Source organism: Kitasatospora sp. NPDC048540 (genome assembly GCF_040651175.1).
In the GTDB taxonomy this organism is placed as follows: Bacteria; Actinomycetota; Actinomycetes; order Streptomycetales; family Streptomycetaceae; genus Kitasatospora.
In genome coordinates, this window is sequence record NZ_JBEZIR010000005.1 from 113552 (window position 1) to 131438 (window position 17887).

Consider the following 17887-nt stretch of genomic DNA (forward strand, 5'->3'; position numbering starts at 1 on the left):
TCGGGCCTCCCTCCTGCGGGGTGCTGGGGTGTCAGTTGGAGTACTCGCGGGCGGCGCGGTAGAAGTCGTTCCAGCCGTCCCGCTCGCGGACCACGCCCTCGACGTACTCCCGCCAGACCGCGCGGTCGGCGACCGGGTCGCGGACCACCGCGCCGAGGATGCCGCCGGCCACGTCGCCCGCGCGCAGCACGCCGTCACCGAAATGGGTGGCCAGCGCGAGGCCGTTGGTGACGACGGAGATCGCCTCGGCGGTGGAGAGCGTGCCGCTGGGCGTCTTGACCTTGGTACGGCCGTCGGCGGTGATCCCGGCCCGCAGCTCGCGGAAGACGGTGACGACGCGTCGGATCTCGTCCGCGCCACCGGGCAGCTCCGGCAGGTCGAGCGAGCGCCCGAGCTGTCCGACCCGGCGGGTGACGATGTCGACCTCCTCGTCCAGGGTGGCCGGCAGCGGCAGCACGACGGTGTTGAAGCGGCGGCGCAGCGCGCTGGACAGCTCGTTTACCCCGCGGTCGCGGTCGTTGGCGGTGGCGATCAGGTTGAAGCCGCGGACGGCCTGGGTCTCGGCGCCCAGCTCCGGGATCGGCAGGGTCTTCTCGGACAGGATGGTGATCAGGCTGTCCTGGACGTCCGCCGGGATGCGGGTGAGCTCCTCGACCCGGGCGATCTTCCCGTCGGCCATCGCCCGCATCAGCGGGGACGGCACCAGCGCGTCCCGGCTGGGGCCGTGGGCGAGCAGCTGCGCGTAGTTCCAGCCGTACCGGACGGCTTCCTCGGGGGTGCCCGCGGTGCCCTGGACGAGCAGGGTGGAGTCGCCGCTGATCGCGGCGGCCAGGTGCTCGGAGACCCAGGTCTTGGCGGTGCCGGGCACACCGAGCAGCAGCAGTGCCCGGTCGGTGGCCAGGGTGGTGACGGCGACCTCGACGATCCGGCGCGGGCCGATGTACTTGGGCGTGATCACGGTGCCGTCGGGCAGTTCGCCGCCCAGCAGGTAGGTGGCGACGGCCCAGGGCGACAGCCGCCAGCGCTCGGGGCGGGGCCGGTCGTCCTGGTCGGCGAGCGCGGCGAGTTCGCCGGCGAAGGCGTCCTCGGCGTGCAGCCGCAGGACCTCGGCCGATGTCGCGGAGGTCGAGGCTTCGGTGGTCGACGTCTCGGTGGTCGGGGTTTCGGTGGTCATCATCGGCTCCTGGCATACGGGCCGCCGGGCACAGCTGTGGCAGGGCAGGGGCGGCTCAGAGAGGGGTACGGGGACCATCGGCGCAGAGGTCGGACAGGCACTTCGCGGCCTGTTGGAACCACCATGCACCGGGGCACTGACAACGACCGGGCGCACGGCCCCGGCTCGCTACCATGCAGGGAGGAGGAGGTGCAAACGATGACCGCGACGACACCTGCGACCGACTACGACTTGGTGCGCCTACTTGAGGGCATGCCGGAGCTGGACAGGTTCCGGATCGAACTCATCGACGGAAAGATCGTGATGCTCCCGTCCGCCGCGCCGTTCCACAACTTCATCCAGGCCACCGTGGCAGGCCAGTTCATCCAGCAGGGCTGGTGGTCGATGACCGAGCAGGCGCTGGTGTCGCCGGTGCGCGGGTTCGAGCCCAAACCCGACATCAGCGTGACCAGCCACGAGCTCGCCGCCGACAACGTCAACCCCTTCCCGGCCGGCCGGGTCGCGGTCACCGTCGAGATCGTCTCCTCCGACCGCGACAGCGACTACGCGAAGAAGCGGCTCTGGTACGCCGTCAGCGGGGTGCCGCTGCACCTGATCATCGACCCGAACCTCGGCGTCTGGGAGCTGCACTCCCGGCCCGACGGCGGGGACTACCGGGTGGTCGAGCACGGCGAGTTCGGACGGGCCGTCGAGCTGCCTGAGCCGTTCGCGTTCGCGCTGGAGACCTCCTCCTTCAAGGTGTACCCGACCAGGGGCTGACACCGCGTCCGTTGTCAGTGCCCGCGCCTAGCGTCGTGGGCATGGAGGAACGCTGGAGCACCGAACACGTCCTTTCCCTCGCACCCGACCCGGCCTCGCTGAAGGCCGCCGGCAAGCTGTCCGGACCGGGCCCCTGGTCGGGGGCCGGCTGGGAGCAGGGCGTGCTGTGGGGGCTGTGCAAGGGCAGCGGCAGCACGCCGTACCGGGCTGCGGTCGAGCTGGCCGGGCCCGCGTACAAGTGCAGTTGCCCGAGCCGGAAGTTCCCGTGCAAGCACGTGCTGGGGCTGCTGCTGCTCTGGAGCGGCGGCGCCGCGGAGATCACCGAGGGCGCCGAGCGGCCCGACTGGGTCGCCGAGTGGGTGAAGAGCCGTCAGGACGCCTCCGAGCAGCGGGCCGAGAAGGCCCGCGTCAAGGCGGAGGCCAAGGCCGAGGCCGATCCGGCGGCCGCCCGGCGGCGGGCCGAGCGGCGCGAGGCGAGGGTCACGGCGGGCGCGCAGGAGCTGCGGCTGCGGCTGGCGGACGGGGTCCGCCGGGGCCTGGCCGACCATGCCGCCGCCGCGGCCGGCTGGGAGGAGGTGGCGGCCCGGATGGTCGACGCGCAGGCGCCCGGCCTCGCCACCCGGGCCCGGGAGTTGGCACACACGCCGCAGCAGGGCCTGCTCGCCGAGTACGCGTTGCTGCACCTGCTCGCGGGCGCCTGGGGCCGGGTGGAGGAACTGCCCGCCGAGCTGGCCGCCACGGTCCGGACCCGGGTCGGGTTCACCGCCGACACGGCCGAGCTGCTGGCCGGTCCGACGGTCCGCGACCGGTGGCAGGTGCTCGGCAGCCGGGACACCGCGGACGAGCGGCTGACCACCCGGCGGCTGTGGCTGCGCGGCGCCAAGACCGGCCGCCTCGCCCTGCTGCTCGCCTTCGGCCGCCCCGGCCAGGCGCCCGAACTGGCGCTGCCCACCGGGCAGGTGCTGGAGGCCGAGCTGGCCTTCCACCCGGGTGCCCGGCCGCTGCGCGCGGTGCTCGGCCCGCGGTACGGCGCCCCGGAGGCCGGGCCCGCCGGGCCTCCCGCCGGGCTGTCCCCCGCCGGGGCGGCGGCCGCGTACGGCGAGGCGGTGGCGGCGGACCCGTGGCTGGAGTCCTGGCCGGTGGTGCTGGGTGAGGTGGTGCCGGTGCTCGGCCCCGAGGGCTGGCAGCTGACGGACGGGCGCGGCGCGGTCGCGGTGCGCCGCGGTTCGGTTCCGGAGGCGGCGCTGTGGCGGCTCGCGGCGGTCTCGGCGGGGCACCCGGTCACGCTGTTCGGTGAGTACGGGCACGCCGGGTTCGCCCCGGTGACGGCCTGGACGCAGCAGGGCCGGCCGATCAGGGTGGGCCAGTGACCCCACCGGTCCCGCCGCGGGCCGCGCGCCGGCGGGCCGTACCGCTTCGGGCCGTACGCCTCCGAGCCGTATGCCCGCGAGCCGTACGCCCCCGCTCCGCCCGGCCACTGCCCGGCGCCCGCCCGGCCCGGTCCACGCCCTCGTTCCCGGGCGGTCCGCCCCACCCGGGCGCTCCCCCGCATCCGTACGCGACCCCGACCGGAGGCCGGCCATGACCACCCCCACCCTCAGCCCGACCGCCGACGACTGGGCCGCGCTGGAGACCGTGGCCCTGCTGGGCACCGATCGCCGGCCGCTGCCCGACCCGGCCGGACCGCCCGCGGTGCTGGCCGCCGCACGGGCGGTGGACCGCGACGACCCGGCGGTGGCGCTGCTGGACCTGGCGGCGCTCGCGGTGGTCCGCCGCCGGGCCGGCGGCCGGCCGCTGCCCGTGCCCGAACTCCCGCCGCCCGCCGCGGCGGACACCCGTCCCGAGCTGCCCGAGGCCGCGGCCCGCCGACTGGCGGTGCTGGTCGGCGGGCGCCCGGCCGGGGCCGCGCCGGCCAACCTCGCCGAGCTGCTGCCGCAGTGGATCGAGGCGGCGCAGGCCCGGGGCTACCGGCTGCCGCCGGCGCTGGTCCCTCCGCTGCTGGACGCCGCCCGGGCCCGTAGCGAGCTGCGCTCCGGCGCGGTCGCGCTGGCCGGTCCGCTGGGCCGCTGGCTCGCCGAGCGGAACCAGGACTGGCGGTTCGTGCACCGCACGGCCACGGAAGGCGTGGGGACGGCGGCCGCGGCCGCCGGGAGCGCGCAGCAGGCCGGTTCGCAGGTCTGGCAGGAGGGCCTGTTCGCGGAACGGGTCACCCACCTCTCCCGGCTGCGCCGGGAACGCCCCCGGGAGGCGCTGGAGTTGCTCGGCTCGACCTGGTCGACCGAGCGCGCCGAGGACCGGGTGCTGTTCCTGGACGCCCTGCAGGAGGGGCTCTCGGCGGCGGACGAGGAGTTCCTGGAGGCCGCGCTGACCGATCGCAGCAAGAACGTCCGGGCGACCGCCGCCGAGCTGCTCTCCACCCTGCCCGGGTCCGCACTTGCCACCCGGATGGCGGAGCGTGCGCGGGCTGCGGTCCGCCTCGACGGGCGCCGGCTGCTCGTCAGCCCGCCCAGCGGGTGCGACGCCGGGATGCAGCGGGACGGCATACCCCTCAAGTCACCGACCGGCCGGGGCGAACGGGCCTGGTGGTTCGGGGAGATCGTCGCGGCCGCGCCGCTGTCGATCTGGTCCGCCGACACCGGCCTCGGCCCGGAGCAGCTGCTGCGGCTGCCGGTCGGCGACGGCGGCACGGACTGGACGGACGAGCTGCGGGAGGCCTGGGCCAGGGCCGCCGTCCGCCAGCAGGACGCCGACTGGGCCCGGGCCCTGCTCGGTCCGGTACCGCGTCCCGGCGGCCCCGGGCGGGCGGCGGGATCCCCGGCCCGGTTGCTGTCGGTGCTCCCCGCACCCGAGCGGGCCGCCTGGACGGCCGCCTTCGTCCGTACCCACGGCCTGGGCGACGCCTTCCAGCTGCTGGGGGCCTGCGCCGCGCCGTGGACGCCGCCGCTGTCGACCGCCGTGGTCGCGGCCCTGGAGCGGGCCGCCCGCTCCGGCGCGTACCCGTGGAGCCACAGCGGGGTCCTGGGCATGACGGAGCGGGCGCTGTCCCCCGGGACGGCCCCGGCCGTGGAGGCGCTGGCGGCCGACGCCGCGCCCGACACCGCCTGGGCCGAGACCTTCGCCCGGCTGGCCGGGACGCTGCGCTTCCGGGCCGCGATGCTGGCGGAACTCGACGGGTGACCGCGCCGCGGGCGGCGAGGGTGCGCGGCGGGTCAGCCGGCCGCGCGCAGGTTGGCCTCGACCCAGGCCACCACGTCCTGGGTCGGGGTGCCCGGGGTGAAGATGTCGGCGACGCCGAGCGCCTTCAGCTCGACGATGTCCTCGGGCGGCACGATGCCGCCGCAGAACACCTTGATGTCCTCGGCGTCGCGCTCCCGGAGCAGTTCCAGCACCTTGGCGCAGAGCGTCATGTGGGCGCCGGAGAGGATCGACAGGCCGATGCCGTCGGCGTCCTCCTGGATCGCGGTGTCGACGATCTGCTCCGGCGTCTGGTGGAGGCCGGTGTAGATGACCTCCATACCGGCGTCGCGCAGCGCCCGGGCGATCACCTTGGCTCCCCGGTCGTGGCCGTCCAGCCCCGGCTTGGCGACCACCACACGGATCGGGCCTGACACGCCCATGACTGCCTCCTGGACCTCATCGTCCATCACCCGACCGGCCCGGCCGGGACGGGTGTGGTGTTAACCACTCTTAACAGACCTGAGGGGAGGGTAGCGCCAACCGCGCCCGGCGTCCGTTTCGCCCGTCGAGAGGAGGGGAAAATCACAGCACCGCCCACCCGTCACCCCCGCGCCGTCCGCCGCGGGGCCCCCGCGCCACCCTGCCCGGGGAGAGCCGTATGACCCACCCCGCTCCGACCGATCCTCCCCCCTGCGACCTCCCGCCGTCCGGTCCCGCGCCGACCGGACTCCCCGCGATCGGGCCCGCACCGGCCTCCGGACCACCCACGACCGCAGCGGCCGCCGCCGGCCTGCCGTTCGGGCGCGCCGTCCGGGGCGCCCGGGCCGAGGCCGCCGCCCTCGCGCACCACGTGGTCCGCTACCCGGCCGGGCTGGTGCCCGAGCCCCGGCCGCGCGACTGCCCGCCCGGCCCGGCGGCCGACCGGGCGCAGCGCGGCCCGGTGCTGCTGCTGCACGGCCTGGCCGACAACCGCGCGGTGTTCGGCCCGCTCCGCCGCGAGCTGCTGCGCCACGGCTGGGCGCATCTGCACGCGCTCAACTACTCACCGCTGATCCGGGACGTCCGGGCCGCGGCGGTGCTGCTGGCCCGCCACGTGGAGTGGGCCGCCGAGGCCCACCAGGGCCGGCCGGTCACCCTGGTCGGGCACAGCCTGGGCGGCCTGATCTGCCGGTACTACGTCCAGCGGCTGGGCGGGGACGCGGCGGCGCCGCGGGTGGTCACGCTCGGCACTCCGCACGAGGGCACCACGGCGGCGCTGCTGCCGACCCCGTTCCCGGTCACCCGTCAGCTCCGGCCCGGCAGCGACCTGCTGGCCGAGCTGGCGCTGCCCGCGCCGAGCTGCCGGGCGCACTTCACGGCGCTGCGCGGCGAGTTGGACGAGGTGGTCCGGCCGGGGCGCGGCGCCTGGCTGCACCATCCCGACCTGCACTCGGAAAATCTGCTGATCCCTTCGGTCGGTCATATCGGCCTGCCGGCCCATCCGTTGGCGGTCGAGGCCGTACGGCGCGCGCTGGAGGCCGAGGGGGGAGGCGCCGGGCTGGTGCAGCGACACGCCTCCTGAGATGCGCACTTTGTCCGGTATCGGGACAGGGGACTACAGTCTCGGCTGGTTTCTCCCCTTTCCGAGCGGGCTCCCCGAGGCGGCACCGTGACCATCAACTCCCGTACCGACGCCCGTGCCCAGCAACGCCGGCTGGCCCGGCGCGGCACTCGCACGGCCGTGCTGACGGTCGCGCTGCCCTCGGCGGCCACGCTCGGTGTGTTCACCGCCGCCGCGGCCGCCGTCCAGCACGACCACACCCACCCGTCGGCGCCGTCCGCCGCGGACGCCCGGCCCGACGGCGCCCGCACCGCTCCGCCCTCCCCGGGCCCCGCCGCCGTCGCGGCCGCCCGCGCCGACCGCACGGGGCCGCGCGGCGACCTGCCCGAGCCGCCCGGCCTGCCGACGCCCCCGGAGCGCCCGCACTACCTGCTGCCGGTCGCCGCGCGCGGCCTGAGCGCGGTGTTCGGGCAGGCCGGCACCCACTGGTCGGTCCGGCACACCGGCATCGACTTCCCGGTCCCGTCCGGCACCCCGGTACGGGCCGCCACCGACGGAACCGTCACCACCCGGTGGAGCAGCGCCTACGGGTACCTCGCCGTGGTCACCGACCGGGACGGCACCAGCACCTGGTACGGACACCTGCGCTCGTTCCGGGTCCGCAAGGGCCAGGTCAGGGCCGGGGACGTGATCGCGTACTCCGGCAGCAGCGGCAACAGCACCGGCCCGCACCTACACTTCGAGGTCCGCCCGGACGGCGGCGCCCCCGTCGACCCGCTGCCCTGGCTGCTGGCCCACGGCCTCGACCCGCGCTGAACCGTCCCCGGCCGCCCCGTGACACGCGTACGGCCCGGGCCCGCGGCAGCGCGGACCCGGGCCGTACCCGTCGATCGTCCCGTCAGAGCTTCTCGACCGGCGCGTAGCGCAGCAGCAGCTGCTTGCGCCCGGTGCTCGCCCCGAAGTCGACCGTCGCCTGCGCCTTGTCGCCGACGCCCATGGTCGCCACCACCGTGCCCAGCCCGAAGCTGTCGTGGGTGACCCGGTCGCCGACCGCCAGGGTCGGCACGTCCCGCTCGGCCACCTGCCGGGCCGACTTGCCCCAGCCCGCCTTCGGCGAGGCCGTCCCGCCGCCACCGCCACCGCCCGAGGACAGCCGCGAGGAGGACCCGTACGAGGAGCCGCCCGAGGACCGGGACGGCGGCACCGCCGCCGTGCCGGTGCGCTTCCACTCCACCAGCCCGGCCGGGATCTCCTCCAGGAAGCGCGAGGCCGGGTTGTACGAGGGCTGGCCCCAGGCGCTGCGCAGCACCGAGCGGGTCAGGTAGAGCCGCTGCCGGGCCCGGGTGAGGCCGACGTACGCCAGCCGGCGCTCCTCCTCCAGCTCCTTGACCTGGTTGAGCGCCCGCATGTGCGGGAAGATCCCGTCCTCCATGCCGGTCAGGAAGACCACCGGGAACTCCAGGCCCTTGGCGGTGTGCAGGGTCATCATGGTGATGACGCCGCCGCCCTCCTCGTCGTCCGGGATCTGGTCGGAGTCGGCGACCAGCGCCACCCGCTCCAGGAAGTCGGCCAGCGAGCCGACCGGCGGGGTGCCGTCGCCCTCCTCGGCCTCGGGGCGCTCGCCGGGGTCCTTCTCGTACTCCAGGGCCACCGCGGCGAGCTCCTGGAGGTTCTCCACCCGGGTCTCGTCCTGCGGATCGGTGGAGGCCTGCAGCTCGGCGAGGTAACCGGTCTCCTCCAGTACCGCCTCCAGCACGGCGGCCGGGCCCGCGCCGGACTCGACCACCTGCCGCAGCCCGGCCAGCAGCGCGTTGAACTTCTTCACCGCGTTGGCCGAGCGCGCGGCCATCCCGTACGCCTCGTCGACCCGCACCAGCGCCTGGGCGAAGCTGATCCGCTCCCGGGCGGCCAGCGCGTCGATCATGGCCTCGGCGCGGTCGCCGATGCCGCGCTTGGGCACGTTGAGGATCCGGCGCAGCGGCACGGTGTCCTCGGGGTTGGAGAGCACCCGCAGGTACGCCAGGACGTCCCGGACCTCCTTGCGCTCGTAGAAGCGCACCCCGCCGACCACCTTGTACGGCAGGCCGACCCGGATGAACACCTCCTCGAAGACCCGGGACTGCGCGTTGGTCCGGTAGAAGATCGCCACGTCGCCGGGGCGGGCGTCGCCCTTGTCGGTCAGCCGGTCGATCTCGTCCGCGATGAACTGGGCCTCGCCGTGCTCGTCGTCGGCGACGTAGCCGACCACCTTCTCGCCCTGGTCGCCGGCGGTCCACAGGTTCTTCTTGCGGCGGTTGGTGTTGCGCTCGATCACCGAGTTGGCGGCGGAGAGGATGGTCTGCGTGGAGCGGTAGTTCTGCTCCAGCAGGATCGTGGTCGCGTTCGGGTAGTCCTCCTCGAACTGGAGGATGTTGCGGATGGTCGCGCCGCGGAAGGCGTAGATCGACTGGTCCGCGTCACCGACCACGCACAGCTCGGCCGGGGCGATCTGCGCCAGCCGGGCGTCCGCCGGGTTCACGTACTCGCCGTCGACGGTCATCTTCGGCGCGTGCGCGGCGGCGCCGCCGCTCAGCTCGCGCACCAGCGTGTACTGGGCGTGGTTGGTGTCCTGGTACTCGTCGACCAGGATGTGCCGGAAGCGGCGGCGGTAGTGCTCGGCCACGTCCGGGAAGGCCTGCAGCAGGTTGACCGTGGTCATGATGATGTCGTCGAAGTCCAGCGCGTTGGCCTCGCGCAGGCGCCGCTGGTAGAGGAAGTACGCCTCGGCGAGCTTCTTCTCCGTCGGGTTGGCGGCCTGGTCGGCGTAGGTCTCCTCGTCGATCAGCTCGTTCTTGAGGTTGCTGATCTTCGCGGTGAAGGACTTCGGCGGGAACTGCTTCGGGTCCAGGTCCAGATCGCGGCAGACCAGGCCCATCAGGCGCTGCGAGTCCGCCGAGTCGTAGATCGAGAAGCTGGACGTGAAGCCCAGCACCTTGGACTCCCGGCGCAGGATCCGCACGCACGCGCTGTGGAAGGTCGACACCCACATCGCCCGGGCCCGCGGCCCGACCAGCTGCTCGACCCGCTCGCGCATCTCACCGGCGGCCTTGTTGGTGAAGGTGATCGCCAGGATCTCGCCCGGCTGCACGTGCCGGGCGCCCAGCAGGTACGCGATCCGGTGCGTCAGCACCCGGGTCTTGCCCGACCCCGCGCCGGCCACCAGCAGCAGCGGCGAGCCGTGGTGCACCACCGCCTCGCGCTGCGGGTCGTTCATCCCCTCCAGCAGCTGCGCCGGGTCGATCACGGTGCGGGCGGCGCCGTTGCGGTAGTACGCGTCCCGCTCGGCGTCGGCGGCGTGGTCGCTCTGGAACAGCCCGTCGGGGATGGCCTCCTCGTACGGGGAGTAGTCGTGCGGAGCCTCCTCGTACGGGGGCTCCTCGAACGGCGGGCCGTCGTACGGCGGCTCGTCGGCGGCGGGGCGGCTCGACCCGACGGCTGGGTCCTCGAAGCCGGGGAGCGGGAGGTCGTCAAAGAGGCTACTCATGGCCCTCCGAGTGTATGACCAGCCACCGACACCCCGGGGCGGGACGGCGAACCGGCAGGCCCGCCTCGGATTGATCGCCAGGCACCGAACACGCCGGATGCCGTGGTCGTAGGCGTGTCGCCATCGACCACGGCACCCGGAGTCGGCAGAACTCACAGAACCAGCCGACTCATTCCTCGATCAGGAGCTCCTCCGGCGGGCAAGGTGCTTGACCGCGGCTTCACGAACGGTTTCGTCATCCGCTTCGGTCAGCCTGACGAGCGCCCGCTCAGCCTCCGCCCCCGGCGTAGCGGCGAGTGCGCGGACGGCCTTCGTCGCGAGTCCGCGGTTCTCGTCGTAGTCGAGGTACTCCGGGACCCACTGCGTCGCGTGGTACAAGGCGTCGACCGCGGCCGGTGAGCGCAACTCACCGAGCGCCGTGACAACGTCCTCGTGCCGGTGGTGCCAGTCCGCCGTTGCGAGTTCGATCAGCGGCGCCAGATGGTTCGCCGTGAACCCGAATCGGTAGCAGGCGACCAGGGCCACGTCGGCGTCGGCCGCATCCTTCCGGTCGGCCGCGTCGCACAGCAGACTCAGGCTCAAGGCCTTGTCGTCCGTCGCACCGAAGTGATGCAGGACATCCTCCGGACCCACCTCGGGGCCACCACCCGGAACAGTTCCCAACGACAGAACAAGCTGTCGCTCTTCCGGCGTCATCTAGCAATCTCCTCGAACGCCACAATGCTTTCGTTGAATATGTCCAGCGCACTACCGGTTCCCAGCCCGATATTGATCTGGTCCCCTTCCTGCTTGAAGAAGGCGGCCTTCCTGAACCACTTCTTCCCGATGAGCGGCATTCCCGGGTATTTCTTGGTCGTCAATTCCCCCGTGTCACGCACACCGATCTGTTCGAGCCTGGCCGTCGTGCCGGGGCGAACCGTGAACTTGACCAGCCTACCGTTGTACCCTTCCGAGAATCGCTGCGTGGGGGAGATGAACGTCTCCCGACTGCCCCCGGGGGAGACCTTCTTGGTGTCCGTGAGTGCCTTGTAGTGCTCGTCGGTCATGGTCCGGTAGTAGGTCTCCCCACCGCTTGCCTCAGCACTGGCCGCTGCACCGGTCTCACCGCCCTCTCCGCAGTTGTGCACCAGAACCGGGTGCGTTCCGGCCAGCACGTAGTAGGTGTGGAGGTCGGCGACCGTGAGGTTGAACGCGGTCTGCGGGGTGGTCTGGAAGCTGTGTACAGCGGCGACGGTGGCGACATTTCCGTCAGGAAGGCGGAGTTGGTCACCCACGGCCAAATAGGTCGCATCGGTCCAACGCCCCGTGGTGATGTCCCAGTAGGGGTGGTGGGCCGTGGACGTCAGCGGCTGTGCGCCGTGACCGTCGCCCGCGTCGATCTCCAGTCGGGTGAAGTCGGTGTCGTCGTGCCCGACAATGGTGGCGACCACGGGTTCGGCAGTGGTGCTGCCGGTCTGCGGGTCGGTGGCGACAACTGCATCGCCGCGCTGGAGCTTGTCGATGTCCTTGGTGCTGCCGTCGGCGAGCTGGACCTGGGTACCTGCGGGGAAGCTGTTACGGCTGATCGGGCAGGACGCCGGTTCGTCGGCCTTGGCTTCGGGTTTCGGTCCGTCGTCGGCGTGGGTTGCCGCTTGTTCGGCGTCGGCGGCCTCCTTCTCTGTCTTACGGGCGACGGAGAGGGCGTCCTCGGCATCCTTGGCGATGCGTTCGGCGCCGCGGATGGCGTCGTAGGCCTTCTCGCCCTCCTTCCAGAGCTTGAACGCCTTGATGCCGACCTTGACGGCCTTGAAGACCTTGCCCCAGGGGACGAAGTTGAGGGCGGTGTTGACGCACCCCATGACGTCGCCCTTGGTGAAGCAGTCACGGGCGTCGTTGAAGCCGATCAGGTCGCCGACGACGTCGACGATCTTGCTGATCAGTTCTTCGCGCTGCTGCTTGGCCTTGGCGAGGGCCTCGTCGGCGGCCTGCTTCTGGCGCATGGCCGCGGCGGCGTCGGCCGCCGCCTTGTCCTTGGCCGCGCTGTTGGTGCTGGAGGTACTCCCACCGGAGGAGCCGTTACCGCCCCCGCCGCCACCGCCCCCGCCGCCGTCCTGCTTGGCGTAGTACGCGGACCAAGCGGCTGCGGACATGCAGCGGCCGTTGTCATCGGGGATGCAGGTCCCCGAGGCATCGGAGTGGTCGACGGGGTTGTTGTTGGCGTAGGCGTAACTGTTCCAGGACTGCGGGTCGCTCTCGTTGAAGATGGGGTCGACGGAGAGGAAGCGGCCCGTCTTGGGGTCGTACTGGCGGGCGCCGAGGTTGGTGAATCCGGTGCCTTCGAGGGTGCCGCCGACGAAGCCCTTGTCGCCGGCCCAGGCACCGGGGGCGGGCTGGGTTCCGCGGGCGTTGCCGAACGGGTCGGTGGGGCGGCGAGTCGTGCTGAGGGTGGCAGCGTCGAACTGGACGCCGTTGGTGCCGTGGGGATCGGACGCCTGGTAGTAGAGCTTGCCTCCGCCGGCGGCGGTGGTGCGGGTGACGGTCAGGCCGCCGGGCGCCGCGTAGTAGCGGGTGTTGGACAGGGCGTGGGTGTTGGTGTCGAGGGTGACCTCGTCGGTGCCGATGTTGAGCGTGACCTTGCCGGGGGTCCGGCGGATCAGCTGACTGCCACTGGCGTCGTAGAGGTAACTGGTGTCCCCTGAGCTCCCGGTGTCCTGGATCTTGGAGATCTTGCCCTGGTTGTCCCAGGTGAGGGTCTTGGTGCCTGCGGTGTCGGTGATGGAGGTCGTGTTGCCGACCTCGTCGTACTGGTAGCTGGCGGTGGTGCTGGTGCCGTTCACCGTGCTCTTGGAGGTGAGCAGGGCGTGCGGGCCTCCGGTGCCGCCACCGGTGTTGGGGGCGGTGGTCTTGGCATTGGGACCGGTCGCGAAGGTCTGGTCGACCGTCTTGTCCTTGGTCGTCACGCCGGTGGGGTCGTGCTGGACGAACTTGGTGCGGTTACCGGTCAGGTCGTAGGTGTACGACTGCCAGTACGGGGACGGCCCGCCGATCCGAGAGGTCGCGGTGCCGGCGGTGGGCTCGACCGGGTTGGTGCAGCCGCCGATGCCCTGCACGGAGGGTGCGGGGGCAGTGGTGGTGGTGCCCTTGTCGGTCCAGGCCGCGTTCAGTCGGCCGAGGTAGTCGTAGGTGAAGCACTGCAGGTCCGTCGCGGTGCCGTCCTGGACGTCCTTGACGGAGGTGAGCGAGCCGGCCTTGTTGTAGGTGTAGTTGAGCAGGTCGACGTGGGTGGTGGTGGAGGTCTGCTTGTCCAGGGTGGACTGCACGACCCGGCCGCTCCCGGCGTCGTAGAGCTGGGTGGAGACGACCTGGGTGCCGTACTCGCCGATGGTGGTGCGGGTCGGGCGTCCGAAGACGTCGTACTGCATGTCCTGGACGAGGTAGTCCAAGCCGCTGGAGGTGGTGAAGTTCCCGTCGACGTCGTAGGAGTTGCCGACCGTCTCGGCGCCCAAGCCGCCGATGGCGGGCATGGTCAGCTTCTTCGGCAGACCGAGGACCGGGCTGTAGGTGCTCGACCAGGTGTAGGTGCCGGCGAGTTCCTTCTCGACCGAGGGAATGGTGACCGAGTTGCCGGTGGGTCGGTAGCCGCTGTCGTAGCCGGTGACGGTGCTGGTGTAGGCCGCACCGGCGGTGCCGCCGACGTAGCGGGTGGAGGAGTCGGGCTTGCCCTTGGCCTTGGAATCGTAGGTCCAGGCCGCGGTCTTCTTGGTCAGGTCGTTCGTGTCGGTGCCGTCGAACTGCCCGGTCTTACGACCAAGCAGGTCATAGGTGAAGCTGACCGACCTACCACGAGCGTCGGTCGTGCTGGCCAGATGACCGGCGGGGTCGTATGCACTGGTGGAAGCGCCTGCATCCGGGTCGGTCGAGCCGGTGAGCTGGCCGAGCAGGTCGTAGGAGTAGGTCCACTGGTGCGACGGGTTGCTGCTGTCCTTTCGCCAGGTCGGCTTACCCGCGACATCATGGCCGTAGGTGGTGGCGTCGTAGGCGCCGGTCGGCGTATTGGTCTTGTACTGCCGCACCTCGACCGTCGTACCGCTGGCGTCGGTGATCGAGGTGGAGCCGTAGCCGCCGGTGGGCGGTGTGGTGTCGGTGCGGTCGGCGCCGAGGTAAGCGACGGTGGTCCGCCACTGCTCCTGGGCGTAGGACATGGTCTTGGCGGCGGTCACCCGTCCCAGACCGTCGTACTCGTTCCAGGTCTGGGAGGGGACCTGGGAATCCTGCGGCAGGAAGACGGTCGCGACCGGCCCGGAAGAGTTGTTGAAGTAGGACGGGGTGGCCTTGATCTGCCAGCCGTGGGAGTCGAACTCCGCCTCGGAGATCAGCCGGCCGACCTGTCCGTAGGCGGGCATGGCCTGGGTCTGGCGGATCCGGCCGAGGCCGTCGTAGATCTCGATGCTGGTGGTGTAGGAGCCGTCCTCGCGGATGCTCTGGCTGGTCACCGTGGACGGCGCGTTGGCGCCGTTGAGCGCGTAGGCGAACTTCCGGTTGGGCGTCTGGGTGGCCTTGTCGCGGCCGGGCTGCCAGACCGAGATCAGGCGTCCGAGCGCGTCGTAGGCCTCCTCGGTGACGTGGTTGTTCTCGTCGACGGCCTTGGTCGGTGTGGCCCGGCCCGGGTCGACCGTCGTGACGGACTTCCAGCCGAGCGCGTTGGTGACCTCCAGGCTGGCCGGGAGTTCGCCGGTGGCGGGAACGTAGACCGTGGAGGTCTTCGCGCCACCCGGGTGGGCGGTGTCGGTGCGGTTGGGGTCGGTGCTGGCGGTCTGGCGGCCGTACTTGTCGAACTCCGCCTTGACCGTCGTCTTGTAGTTCGCCGAACCGTCACCGTTGTAGGAGGTGAGGACCCGGGTCTCGGTCTGGTTGGCCTCCGTGCCGATCGTCCCGAGTGCCTGACCGTCGTAAATGGTCAGCGTGTCGGCGATCGTGGTCGTGGTGGACGGCGTCGTGGAGCAGGCGCCCGCCACCGTCAGGATGCGGGAGGGCATCTCCACGAGAGCCGTGTTGGCACCGGTCGCGTACGTGGTGGTGGTGCACTGCTCCTGCTCGGCGACGTGCGCCAGGTCGCCCTTGACGTCGACGGTGACGACGCGTCCGGCGTGGCCCTCGTCGTAGCTGACGTCGCGTTCGGTGGTGCGCCAGGAGCCGTCCGACAGCAGGGAGCGGTTCTTGACCTGACCGGTGTTGAGGTAGCGCGCGGTGACCTTGGGCAGGTTGCCGGGCTGGGTGTGGGTGGCGGTGATGCTGGACATCCACGGGGTGGACAGCTCACCGCCGACGACCTTCGCGTTCGCCGCGTCCGAGTCGAAGTTCTGGGTCTCGCGGACGAAGCCGGCGAGTTCCTCGGCATCGGTGATGCTGGAACCCCAGGTGTCGGTGACCTGTCCGCCCATACCGCGCAGGAAGGTGGCGACGGACTTGGTCCTCGGACCGTCCGAGCCGCTGCCGGTGGTCGTGGTGACCGTCTGGTAGCCGCGGAAGTTGTCGTAGGTCCGGGTGTCGTCGTCGGCGAACTCGGAGTCGTTGCGGTGCCAGGCGGCACCGCCCCCGTAGCTGTACTCGGTGATCTTCGCGACGCCGGAGGTGACCAGCGACTGCTCGCTGACCGAGGAGACCAGGATCTTGTGGAACCAGTCGTCGACGGGCTTGGCGCCCGGCGCGGAGCCCGGCGGCACCCACTTCACCGGCGAACACGCCATGGTGTTGCTCTCCGGCGAGGCCGGCATGGTGCCGGCGGTGCGGGAACACTCGACCGGCTTGTAGCCGATGTTGATCCGGCCGCCGGTCTCGGTGACGATCTCGTCCATCCGCGGGCGGTTGAACTGCGGCGCCACCGGCACCAGCCCGTCCACCCGGTTGGCCATCTGCTTCGCCTTGAAGGTCACCGCCGGCAGCGCGATACCGCTCTGCCCGTTGGAGCCGGTGCGCTGGATCGAGGCCAGCCACAGCGTCGGCGAGGTACCGTCACCCGGGTCCGAGAAGACCTGGGTCAGCGCCCACGTGTCCACCACCCGCGCCGCGCCGCCGACCGTGATCGAGGTCTCGACCTTGGTGAGGCGCTTGGAGGTCCAGAACGACGGGCCGTAGTTGGTGCACTTTCCCGACGAGGCACACGCCTGGTCGACCGGGGTGTCCGGCCAGAACGACTGGTTCGCGACCGTGCGCTGCGCGTCCGTGCAGGTGATCGAACCCGACGCGAAGCACCGCTCCGAGGTCGTGAACGAGATCTTCTCGGCGGGCTTGAGCGCGCCCTTCGCGGCGACCTGCTCGGCGAGCTGCTGCCCGTAGGCGATCTCCGCCACCGTCGAGTAGCGGTCGTACGCGGTCAGGGTGCCGGTGCCGTTGTTCTGGCCACCGCCGCGGGCGTAGTAGTTGCCCTCCTTGGCGTACTTGTACGAGATCAGGTTGCCGTGCAGGTCGACGATGTAGTCGAGGTTCCACTGCCAGCCCATCTGGCACCAGGACGCCAGGCCGGTGCCCGAGCTGTAGCAGGGGTCACCGGACTTCGGCGAGTACACCGGCACGGTGTTGACCGAGTTCGACGCCGGGTCGGTGCCGTCGCCACCGGGCAGGTGGTTGGCGCCGAAGAAGTACTGGGTGCCGTCGGTGGTGGTGACCTTGAAGCCCTCACCGTTCCAGGCGCCGTTGTTCAGCCCGGTCAGCGGCGTGATCTGGGTGCCGTCGTCACCCTGCAGCCGCAGCACGCCCGAGGTGTCGTCCTTGACCACCGTGCCCGAGTGGCCGGCCAGGTTCAGCGACAGCGACTGCCCCGCCCAGCACTCGTCACCGGACATGTCGATGCCGGCCTTCATGCACGGCTTGTACGACCGCGAGATCGAACCCGCCGAGTAGTCCCAGCCGTCACCCAGCCACGAGGACTGCGAGTTGGTCGACGCCGTCCGGCCGTCCACCGAGGACGAGTCGTAGCCCAGCATCACGCTCGGCGCCGCACCACCCAGGGCGGACGGCATGTCGAAGGTGTACGAGTACGTGAAGTTCCCCGAGTTCGTCCCCGCACTCCACTGCGCCGACGGCGAGATCGGCGTCGCCGCGAACGAACCCATCGAACCCGACGACGACGCCTCCGCCGCCAACACCGTCGCACCCGAAGAACCGGCCGAAGCCGACTCCACGAACGCGGCCCGGACCACCGAACCGCCGTCCTTCGCGACCGCGTTCGTCGCACCCGACGCGGCCGGGAGCTCGACCTTGGCGGTCACCTTTCCGGTCCGCGCGTCCACCGAGGAGTCCACCGGCGTCCGCTGCTGGCACTCCGCCTTCTCCGGCGTCTCCAGCGCACAGGCCGGCAGCTGCACCAGCCGCGCACGGTCCGCCCAGGTACCGGCACCCACCAGCGCCGCGACATCCACCGTCACCTGCACCGGCAGACCCGACTTCGCAGCGGGAGCCTCGGCAGGAGCCGCGTTCTCCAGACGCACCACCGGACCCGACTCGCCCGCCGCCCGGGCCTTCGACTCGTCGACCAGCGAGACCTTCACGGACGGCAGCTCCGCCGGATCCGCGCCGCTCTTCGCCGACCCCAGATCGGTCAGGTAGACCGGCAGATCACCGGCCTTCACCTCCGCCGGACCACCCGACGAAGGGGCCGCCCCACCGGACAGCTTCCGCGCCGCGAGCTGCTCGCCCGACACCTTCGGCAACTTCACCGTCGCCGAGCCGGCCTTCA

At 71.9% G+C, this 17887-nt stretch carries 11 protein-coding genes; 6 read left to right on the forward strand and 5 right to left on the reverse strand.

Annotation, left to right across the window (positions count from 1 at the left end):
- Positions 1-31: 31 nt before the first annotated feature.
- Complete coding sequence (locus tag AB0D08_RS04575; RefSeq protein WP_359886186.1) at positions 32-1174, reverse strand: AAA family ATPase; 1143 nt, start codon at positions 1172-1174, stop codon at positions 32-34.
- Between the two features lie 198 nt (positions 1175-1372).
- Between AB0D08_RS04575 and AB0D08_RS04580 the strand changes: the two genes are divergently transcribed.
- From AB0D08_RS04580 to AB0D08_RS04590, 3 genes are all read left to right on the forward strand, one after another.
- On the forward strand, positions 1373-1933 hold the full coding sequence (locus AB0D08_RS04580; RefSeq protein ID WP_158515498.1) for a Uma2 family endonuclease: 561 nt from the start codon (positions 1373-1375) through the stop codon (positions 1931-1933).
- Positions 1934-1974: 41 nt separating this feature from the next.
- Positions 1975-3303, forward strand: coding sequence for an SWIM zinc finger family protein (locus AB0D08_RS04585; protein ID WP_359886187.1), 1329 nt, complete (start codon positions 1975-1977; stop codon positions 3301-3303).
- A gap of 211 nt (positions 3304-3514) precedes the next feature.
- Positions 3515-5110, forward strand: coding sequence for a DUF5691 domain-containing protein (locus tag AB0D08_RS04590; protein WP_359886188.1), 1596 nt, complete (start codon positions 3515-3517; stop codon positions 5108-5110).
- A 32-nt stretch (positions 5111-5142) separates the two neighbouring features.
- Here AB0D08_RS04590 and AB0D08_RS04595 read toward each other — a convergent pair whose 3' ends face one another.
- On the reverse strand, positions 5143-5550 hold the full coding sequence (locus tag AB0D08_RS04595) for a cobalamin B12-binding domain-containing protein (protein ID WP_033822897.1): 408 nt from the start codon (positions 5548-5550) through the stop codon (positions 5143-5145).
- 218 nt (positions 5551-5768) lie between these two features.
- Between AB0D08_RS04595 and AB0D08_RS04600 the strand changes: the two genes are divergently transcribed.
- Complete coding sequence (locus tag AB0D08_RS04600) at positions 5769-6671, forward strand: alpha/beta fold hydrolase (RefSeq protein WP_359886189.1); 903 nt, start codon at positions 5769-5771, stop codon at positions 6669-6671.
- A gap of 87 nt (positions 6672-6758) precedes the next feature.
- Positions 6759-7466, forward strand: coding sequence for a M23 family metallopeptidase (locus AB0D08_RS04605; RefSeq protein ID WP_359886190.1), 708 nt, complete (start codon positions 6759-6761; stop codon positions 7464-7466).
- A gap of 82 nt (positions 7467-7548) precedes the next feature.
- Here AB0D08_RS04605 and pcrA read toward each other — a convergent pair whose 3' ends face one another.
- The 3 genes from pcrA to AB0D08_RS04620 form a co-directional block, all read right to left on the reverse strand.
- On the reverse strand, positions 7549-10173 hold the full coding sequence (pcrA, locus tag AB0D08_RS04610) for a DNA helicase PcrA (RefSeq protein ID WP_359886191.1): 2625 nt from the start codon (positions 10171-10173) through the stop codon (positions 7549-7551).
- A gap of 180 nt (positions 10174-10353) precedes the next feature.
- Entirely contained in the window at positions 10354-10869 is a 516-nt protein-coding gene (locus tag AB0D08_RS04615; protein WP_359886192.1) for a HEAT repeat domain-containing protein, read from the reverse strand.
- On the reverse strand, positions 10866-17171 hold the full coding sequence (locus tag AB0D08_RS04620; RefSeq protein ID WP_359886193.1) for a polymorphic toxin-type HINT domain-containing protein: 6306 nt from the start codon (positions 17169-17171) through the stop codon (positions 10866-10868). Before AB0D08_RS04620 ends, AB0D08_RS04615 begins: the two co-directional genes overlap by 4 nt.
- Here AB0D08_RS04620 and AB0D08_RS04625 point away from each other — a divergent pair.
- Complete coding sequence (locus AB0D08_RS04625; protein ID WP_233289091.1) at positions 17170-17757, forward strand: hypothetical protein; 588 nt, start codon at positions 17170-17172, stop codon at positions 17755-17757. The two genes, AB0D08_RS04620 and AB0D08_RS04625, sit on opposite strands and share 2 nt — an antisense overlap.
- Positions 17758-17887 lie beyond the last annotated feature (130 nt).